We start from the raw sequence: 8,293 nt of genomic DNA on the forward strand, positions 1-8,293 counted from the left end.
ACTGACAGGAGGTTGAGCATGTCGAAGCACGTTGACCCGGATACGATTCTGCTCAAGATGCCTTCGCTGCGTGCAGTCAAGGCCTTCGTGGCCGCCGCCAAGTACGAAAGCTTCACACGGGCTGCAGAGGCGCTGTGTGTATCCCAGGCGGCGATCAGTCGCCAGATCAAGGAACTCGAAGTTCACCTGGGCGCGGCACTGTTCACCCGTGTAGGTCGCGCGGTGGAACTGACCCCGGCAGGGACGCTGTTTTTCGACGCGGCCCACCTGTCGTTCGTCAATATTGCCCAGGCCGCCGAGCGTATTCGTAGCGCGCAATCCGAAAAGCGGGTGCTGACCATCTGTTGCTCACCGGCGTTTTCCGCGCTATGGCTGTCGAGCAACCTGCCGGAATTCTTTGCCCAGAGCGAAGGCATCGAGCTCAACCTGATTACCACGCAGAATTTCCTGACCATGGAACCAGGCGTCCAGCCGGACGCGTTCATCACCAAGATTGCGCGCATACGCGACGGCTACAAGAACTATCACCTGTGCCACGACCTGATCTATCCGGTGTGCACGCCGGCGTATCTGCAGCAGCATCCCGAGATCGCCTCCCTGGACGGTATTCGCGACTCGGCGTTGCTCAACCTGAGTCCCTATGGCCGTTCCCAGGTCGCGGAGCATGTCGACTGGGGGGTATGGTTCGCCTTCCAGGCCATCGACCTGGACGATCGCCCCGCCGCCAGCCCGGCCATTTTCAATGCCAATGACTACAACTTGATCATCAGTATGGTGCTGACCCATCAGGGCATCGCATTGGGCTGGAACCATCTGGTCAGTGGACTCATCGGCAAAGGCCTGCTGGTCAGGCCGATTGCGGATCAAGTGCAGTTGCGCAATAGCTGCCACTACCTGGCGTGCAAGGAAAACTCGGACAACGAAGATGCGTTGCGCAGATTTCGTGAATGGATGCTCGGCAAATTTCCCAGACGGTGACATTCAAGCGCCGTTCAGCATTACTGGACGTTATGCATAGCCCTGCGAAAAAGTTGCTCGCGCCTTGGCGGCGATGCGCTCATCGTTGAATCACGTCGGTCAGCACTGACCTGCAGGATCATTCGAAGGAGCCATTGGATGTCGCTTTTCCTGTTCTGCCGAGATTTCGATTTTCACCAGGCACCTGCCAAGACCCGACAGATCCTCATGAACAGCCTGCTCGATATTCTCGGGGTCATGGCCGGAGCGACGGGCAACGACACCAGCAAAGCTGTTCGACGATACGCCCGAGCGCATTACCCTGGGGGCGAGTTCACCAGCCGCATGATCTTCGACGGCCAGCGGGTCAATGTGCTCGGTGCCGGCTGGGCGGGTGGATTCACTGCCGACAGCCTCGACGCCCACGAGGGTCACTTCACCTCCAAGGGCCACGCAGGCGCCACCGTAGTGCCCGCCCTGCTCGCCCTGGCAGATGCGCTGGCCCACCAAGGCAAGCCAGTGAGCGGTCGTGAACTGTTGACGGCGCTGTGTATCGGCTACGAAACCGCCCTGCGCGCAGGCGTCGCATTGATGGCCACCTCGCCGACCTACCATGCCTCTGGCGGCTTCTCGGGCATTGGTGTGGTGTGTGCCGGGGCGAGGATGCTGGGCTTCGACGAATCGACATTCCGGCACGCGCTGGGCATCGCCGAATACTTCAGTGCACGCTGCCCGATGATGCGCGTGGTGCAGTCACCGACCATGCTGCGCGACGGTCACGGTGCCGGCGCCTTCGCGGGGCTCAACGCATTGCTGATGGCACGTGAAGGCATGACCGGCGCACCGGCGGAAACCATAGAGGACGAATCCGTCGCGGCGTTCTGGCAGGATCTGGGCCATCGCTGGGAAATCGACAGCCAATACTTCAAGCCATGGCCCGTCTGCCGTTGGGCGCAGCCTGCGCTTACGGCAATGGTGGCACTGCAGCAGGTATCGGGCGGCATCGACGTCAATCGGATCGATAAGATCCGCGTCGAGACGTTCTTCGAATCGGTCTGCCTGCAGGGGCACACCCCTGCCAACGCCGACGAGGCGCAATACGCCCTTGCATTCCCTCTGGCCGCGCTTATCGTCCGGGGCAAGGTCGGGCCCGAAGAAGTCACGGGCGCATCGATCTGCGCCCCGGACATTCTCGCCGTGAGCGCCAGGATCGAGATCGTGGAAGCGCCGGATCTTTCGGCGCGCTTCCCCGAAGAGATCCTGTCGCGGGTCATCGTTACCCTGGACAACGGTGACGTGCTGCGTAGCCAGACCACCGCTGCCAAAGGTGACCCGGAAACCGCGATGACCATCGCGGAACTCGAGAGCAAGTACGACATGTTCGCTTCGGTGTCGCTGGATGAAAAAACCCGTGAAGCGATCAAGGCAGCGGTCAAGAATCTGGCTTCATCGTCATCGGCGGTAGAAGCGCTCTCGGGAATCTTTCAGCCGCCGCCCGAACACCTGGGCCAACCCGCCTGAAGTGCGTTGCAGACGGCTCGAAGAAGGGCACGAGGACGCGATCCATTCATAACCTGCCCGCATTGATTGCACGCCTTAAATGTCGTTTGATCCGCCTCGATTGACGGGTATAGGCTGCGATCAATAGCCAGTCGGCAATGCCGAGCTGCATCTAACCTGGCCCCCAAGGTCTGCATCCTGGAGGAAATATGGATTTCAAGAAAACCGTTTTTGATCTGGTTTCCCAACGCAAGCCCAACCACTCGCTACCGGGCGCGCTATATAGCAGTGATGAAGTCTATCGCCAGGACCTCGAGCAGATCTGGCACAAGGACTGGATCTTTGCAGGCCATACTTTCGAAGTCGCCAAACCCGGTCAGTACATGACGCTTCAAGTAGGCGATTACCCCGTGGTCATCGTGCGCAGCAAGGACGGCGAAGTCAGAGCGTTCCACAACGCCTGCCGCCACCGTGGGGCCAAGGTCTGCGAAGCCGCGCAGGGCAAGGTCGCCAAGCTGGTCTGCCCGTACCACAAGTGGACGTTCGAGCTCGATGGCAAGCTGCTGTTCGCCGGCAACATGGGCCAGGACTTCGACAAGAGCCAATACAACCTCAAACCGGTGCACTGCGAAGTGGTGAACACTTACATCTACGTGTGCGTAGGTGTAGTCAAACCTGACTTCGAATCGTTCCGAAAGGCTGTGGATCCGTTCGTGGCACCGCACAACCTTGAAGAATGCAAAGTTGCCTTCGAGTCGAACATCATCGAGAAAGGCAACTGGAAACTGGTGTTCGAGAACAATCGCGAGTGCTACCACTGCGACGGCTCGCACCCTGAACTCTTGAACTCGTTCGTGGATAATCTTTCAGTGGGTGGCACCAGTGGGGAAGACGATCCGGAACTGGCGGCATACTGGAACAAGTGTGAAAAGGCCGGCCTGCCCAGTCGCCTGGTCATGGATATCCACGGACGCTTCCGCATGACCCGGATACCGCTGTCGGCGGGCGCTGTCAGCTACACCATGGACGGCAAACCTGCCGTCAACGGTCGCCTGGACAAGTCCGGCGAGCCCGACATCGGCGCCTTGCTGTACTTCAACTATCCGTCGACCTGGAACCACTTTCTGGGCGACCACGCGTTGAGCTTCCGCGTGCTGCCCATCAGCGCCACTGAAACCCTGGTGACCACCAAGTGGCTGGTGCACAACACTGCCATGGAAGGTGTGGACTACGATCTGGATCGCCTCACCAAAGTCTGGATTGCCACCAACAACCAGGACAGGACACTGGTAGAGGGCACTCAGCGTGGGGTCACTTCCCCGTCGTTCGAACCGGGCCCGTTTTCCGAAACGGCCGAAACCGGCGTTTGCCAGTTCGATGACTGGTACTGCAATACCATGCTCGATCGCCTTCAGGGGCCGATCCCTTTGAAGTCGGTTGGCTAGGTTCGAAGCCGGGGGGGCATTTGCACCCCCGCGCCCTGTCTGCACAGCGACCGCGTGGCCGAATCACGCGCACCGCCTTCCCTCCTCGCCACGCAAGCATGGCGCTGTCACAGTCGATGCCGCATAATTCCCCGATTCGTTTTCGGGAGGCAGTGGGGCGCATTCGCAGCCCCTCCTAGATCAATGGCTCATATTCTCTACGGCATCAAAGCCTGCGACACCATGAAAAAGGCCCGTACCTGGCTCGACGAGCACCAGGTGGAGTACGCCTTTCATGACTACAAGAGCGCCGGTATCGACCGCGAGCACCTGTCCCGCTGGTGCGACGAGCACGGCTGGCAAATGGTGCTCAACAGGGCCGGTACCACCTTCCGCAAGCTCGGCGACGAACAGAAGGCCGATATCGACCAGGCCAGGGCCATCGAGCTGATGCTCGCCCAGCCGTCGATGATCAAGCGCCCGGTGTTGCAGCTTGGCGACAAGACCGTGATCGGCTTCAAGCCTGATATCTACGCAGCGGCCCTTGCCTGACGCGGGCCCGCACTTATTCTGCACGAGGTAATTCCATGTCCAATTCCCTGTTCAGCCTGGCCTTCGGTGTCGGCACGCAAAACCGTCAAGGCACCTGGCTGGAAGTGTTCTATGCACAGCCGTTGACCAACCCGTCCACTGCACTGGTCGATGCCATCGCTCCGCTGCTGGGTTACACCGGTGGCAACCAGGCCGTTGCCTTCAGCAACACCCAGGCCTCGCAGCTGGCCGAGGCGCTCAAGCACGTCGACCCGGCGCAAGCCGCCCTGTTGACCCGCCTGGCCGAAAGCCACAAGCCGCTGGTCGCGACGCTGCTGGCCGAAGACGCCGCGCTGACCTCCACGCCCGAGGCGTACCTGAAGCTGCACCTGCTGTCCCATCGCCTGGCGCAGCCACACGGCCTGAACCTGGCCGGCATCTTCCCGCTGCTGCCCAATGTCGCCTGGACCAGCCAGGGCGCGGTCGACCTGGCCGAACTGGGTGAGCGTCAGCTGGAAGCCCGCCTGAAGGGCGAACTGCTGGAAGTGTTCTCGGTGGACAAGTTCCCCAAGATGACCGACTACGTGGTACCGGCCGGCGTGCGTATCGCCGACAGCGCGCGCGTGCGCCTGGGCGCCTACATCGGCGAAGGCACCACCGTCATGCACGAGGGCTTCGTCAACTTCAACGCCGGCACCCAAGGCCCAGGCATGATCGAAGGCCGTGTCTCGGCGGGCGTGTTCGTCGGCAAGGGCTCGGACCTGGGCGGCGGTTGCTCGACCATGGGTACCCTGTCCGGTGGCGGCAATATCGTGATCAAGGTCGGTGAAGGCTGCCTGATCGGCGCCAATGCCGGTATCGGCATTCCATTGGGCGACCGCAACACCGTGGAAGCCGGCCTGTACATCACGGCGGGCACCAAGGTGGCGCTGCTCGATGAACAGAACCAGTTGGTCAAGACCTTGAAGGCACGGGACCTGGCTGGCCAGCCCGACCTGCTGTTCCGTCGCAATTCGGTCACCGGCGCCGTGGAGTGCAAGAGCCACAAGTCGGCCATCGAACTCAACGAAGCGCTGCACGCTCACAACTAAGTGGCGATATCGGGCCCGGCATCCCTGCCGGGCCTTTTGCCTGGGGTCTTCGACCATGTTCCACGCCTCCCCCTGGCGCTCTGACTTTCCAGCCATCGCCGCCTTGCACCAGCAGCAGCAGACCTACCTGGACAGCGCTGCAACCACCCAGAAACCGCAAGCCCTGATCGACGCCATCGGCCACTACTATGGCCACGGCGCGGCCAACGTACATCGCGCCCAGCATCTGCCGGGATCCTTGGCGACCCGTGCATTCGAAGCCAGCCGCGAGAAGGTCGCGCGATGGCTGAATGCAGGCAGTTCCGAGCAGATCATCTTCACCCACGGCGCGACCAGTGCGCTGAATCTGCTCGCCTATGGCCTGGCCGAGCAACTGCAGCCCGGGGACGAACTGGTGATCAGCGCCGCCGAACACCATGCCAACCTGCTGCCGTGGCAACAGCTGGCCAAACGTCGTGGCCTGCCACTGCGGGTGCTGCCGCTGGATGCCAGTGGCGTGGTCGACCTGCAGGCGGCTGCGCAGATCATCGGGCCACGCACCCGGCTGCTGGCAGTGACCCAACTGTCCAACGTCTTCGGCGCGTGGCAACCGCTGCCGGAACTGCTGGCGCTGGCGCGTGCACAAGGGGCGATCACGGTGGTGGATGGCGCTCAGGGCGTCGTCCACGGACGCCATGATGTCGAGCGCCTGCAGTGCGATTTCTATGTGTTTTCCAGCCACAAGCTGTATGGCCCGGACGGTGTCGGCGTGCTGTATGGCCGGCGCGAGGCCTTGCAGAAGCTTGCGCACTGGCAGTTCGGCGGCGAAATGGTGCACCAGGCCGATTACCAGAGTGCGAGCTTTCACCCGGCGCCCTTGGGCCATGAAGCGGGCACTCCGGCCATTGCCGGAGTGATAGGACTGGGCGCGACCCTGGATTACCTCAGCGGTCTGGACGCCCAGGCCGTGGCCGCACACGAAGCGTGCCTGCATGCGCAATTGCTGGCGGGGCTGCACGCGCGCAGCGGCGTGCGCTTGCTCGGCACGCCGCAGATTGCGCTGGCCAGTTTCGTCGTGGACGGCGTACACAACGCCGATCTGGCGCACTTGCTGACCGATCAAGGTATCGCCGTACGCGCCGGGCATCACTGCGCCATGCCATTGATGAAGCACCTTGGCCTGTCCGGCGCCATTCGTGTGTCCTTGGGCCTGTACAACGACTCTGGCGACCTGCAACGGTTTTTCGAGGCACTGGACAAGGCGTTGGAGATACTCACATGACCTTGAACCCACAGGCTGAAGACGCACTTCAGGCTTTCAAGCAGGCCGCCGGTTGGGAACAACGGGCGCGGCTGTTGATGCAGTGGGGCGAACGCCTGGAGCCGCTGGGCGAAGGGCAGAAAGTGGACGCCAATCGTGTGCACGGGTGTGAAAGCGTGGTGTGGTTGGTGGCTGAGCGGCAGGATGAGCGCTGGCACTTCAAGGCCGCCAGTGATGCACGGATGATCCGCGGCTTGCTGGCGCTGCTGCTGGTGCGGGTCGAGGGCCTGGATTCGCAGGCGCTGCGCGAGCTGAACCTGGGCGATTGGTTCGAACAGCTGGGCTTGGGCCGCCAGCTGTCGCCTTCGCGCAGCAATGGGCTGAATGCGGTGTTGAAGCGGATGGCCGAGCTGGTGTGAACCTTGTAGGTCCGGTGGGCAGCGCTTCGCGGGCAGAGGGCTCGCCGCGCCCCGCTCTCACAAAAGGCGCATGCATCATACTACCCCTGTGGGAGCGGGGCGGGCGGCGAGCCCTCTGCCCGCGAAGAAGCCGCCGCGGCGTTATGGCTACCTCTCCCTCAGACTTCCGCCTTGACCCTATCCGCCGGACGCCGCACCCCGGCCACGATCTTGTCGACCGCCTTGGTCGCCGCCACCATGCCAAAGGTCGCCGTCACCATCATCACCGCCCCGAACCCCCCGGCGCAGTCCAGCTTCACCCCGTCACCGACGAAACTCTTCTGCAGGCAAATGCTGCCATCGGGCTTGGGGTACCGCAGCTGTTCGGTGGAGAACACGCAGGGCACGCTGTAGTGGCGCGTGACCGTGCGTGAAAACCCATAGTCGCGACGCAAGGTCGAGCGCACCTTGGAGGCCAGTGGATCGTTGAACGTACGGTTCAGGTCGCAGACCTGGATCAAGGTCGGGTCGATCTGCCCGCCGGCGCCCCCGGTGGTGATGATCTGGATCTTGCGCCGCTTGCACCAGGCGATCAGCGCGGCCTTGGCATTCACGCTGTCGATGCAGTCGATCACGCAGTCGATGTTCGGCGTGATGTATTCGGCCATGGTGTCGCGAGTGACGAAATCCGCCACCGCGTGCACCGTGCAGTCGGGATTGATACCGCGCAGCCGCTCGGCCATCACCTCGACCTTGGGCTTGCCCACGGTGCTGTCCAGCGCATGCAACTGCCGGTTGGCATTGCTGACGCAGACGTCGTCCAGGTCGAACAGCGAAATCTCCCCAACCCCGGTGCGGGCGATCGCTTCCGCCGCCCACGAGCCGACGCCACCCACACCGACGATGGCCACGTGGGCGTCACGCAGGCGCTGCATGCCCTCCAGGCCATAAAGGCGGGCAATGCCGGCGAAACGGGGATCTTCTGTACTCATCACACGGCACCTCAAAAAACCGGCGCGCAGTATACACCACCGCCCAATGTAGGAGCGGTCATCGGCCGCGAAGGGCGCCCCGCGGTTCGCCTGATACACGCACCGCCCTTTTCGCGGCCACGGACCGCTCCTACGGACGAACGCTGCACCATGCCCACCG

Annotated in this window: 8 protein-coding genes; 7 read left to right on the forward strand and 1 reads right to left on the reverse strand. The window is 62.5% G+C overall.

Annotated features, from left to right (window positions below):
* Window positions 1–18 precede the first annotated feature (18 nt).
* The 7 genes from IFT44_RS19740 (at window position 19) to IFT44_RS19770 (ending at window position 7,162) form a co-directional block, all read left to right on the forward strand.
* The gene (locus tag IFT44_RS19740) at window positions 19–978 is read left to right on the forward strand and encodes a LysR family transcriptional regulator (protein ID WP_122476619.1); all 960 of its coding nucleotides are present in this window, start codon (window positions 19–21) and stop codon (window positions 976–978) included.
* A gap of 138 nt (window positions 979–1,116) precedes the next feature.
* The gene (locus IFT44_RS19745; RefSeq protein ID WP_192176457.1) at window positions 1,117–2,478 is read left to right on the forward strand and encodes an MmgE/PrpD family protein; all 1,362 of its coding nucleotides are present in this window, start codon (window positions 1,117–1,119) and stop codon (window positions 2,476–2,478) included.
* Window positions 2,479–2,666: 188 nt separating this feature from the next.
* A complete protein-coding gene (locus tag IFT44_RS19750) occupies window positions 2,667–3,902 on the forward strand; it encodes an aromatic ring-hydroxylating oxygenase subunit alpha (RefSeq protein WP_192102507.1) in 1,236 nt (411 codons plus the stop codon).
* 183 nt (window positions 3,903–4,085) lie between these two features.
* Complete coding sequence (locus IFT44_RS19755) at window positions 4,086–4,433, forward strand: ArsC family reductase (RefSeq protein WP_185794249.1); 348 nt, start codon at window positions 4,086–4,088, stop codon at window positions 4,431–4,433.
* Window positions 4,434–4,468: 35 nt separating this feature from the next.
* Window positions 4,469–5,503 (forward strand): 2,3,4,5-tetrahydropyridine-2,6-dicarboxylate N-succinyltransferase, encoded by a 1,035-nt coding sequence (gene dapD, locus IFT44_RS19760; RefSeq protein WP_122476625.1) that lies wholly within the window; start codon window positions 4,469–4,471, stop codon window positions 5,501–5,503.
* Between the two features lie 55 nt (window positions 5,504–5,558).
* Complete coding sequence (locus IFT44_RS19765; protein ID WP_192102508.1) at window positions 5,559–6,764, forward strand: aminotransferase class V-fold PLP-dependent enzyme; 1,206 nt, start codon at window positions 5,559–5,561, stop codon at window positions 6,762–6,764.
* On the forward strand, window positions 6,761–7,162 hold the full coding sequence (locus IFT44_RS19770; RefSeq protein WP_192052759.1) for a SufE family protein: 402 nt from the start codon (window positions 6,761–6,763) through the stop codon (window positions 7,160–7,162). The genes IFT44_RS19765 and IFT44_RS19770 overlap by 4 nt, the downstream gene beginning before the upstream one ends.
* Before the next feature lie 158 nt (window positions 7,163–7,320).
* On the opposite strand, the gene tcdA is transcribed toward IFT44_RS19770, so the two are convergent.
* Window positions 7,321–8,133, reverse strand: a complete 813-nt coding sequence (gene tcdA, locus IFT44_RS19775; protein WP_122714058.1) for a tRNA cyclic N6-threonylcarbamoyladenosine(37) synthase TcdA — start codon at window positions 8,131–8,133, stop codon at window positions 7,321–7,323.
* Window positions 8,134–8,293 lie beyond the last annotated feature (160 nt).

Source organism: Pseudomonas sp. CFBP 13710 (assembly GCF_014842235.1).
GTDB lineage: Bacteria > Pseudomonadota > Gammaproteobacteria > Pseudomonadales > Pseudomonadaceae > Aquipseudomonas > Aquipseudomonas baltica.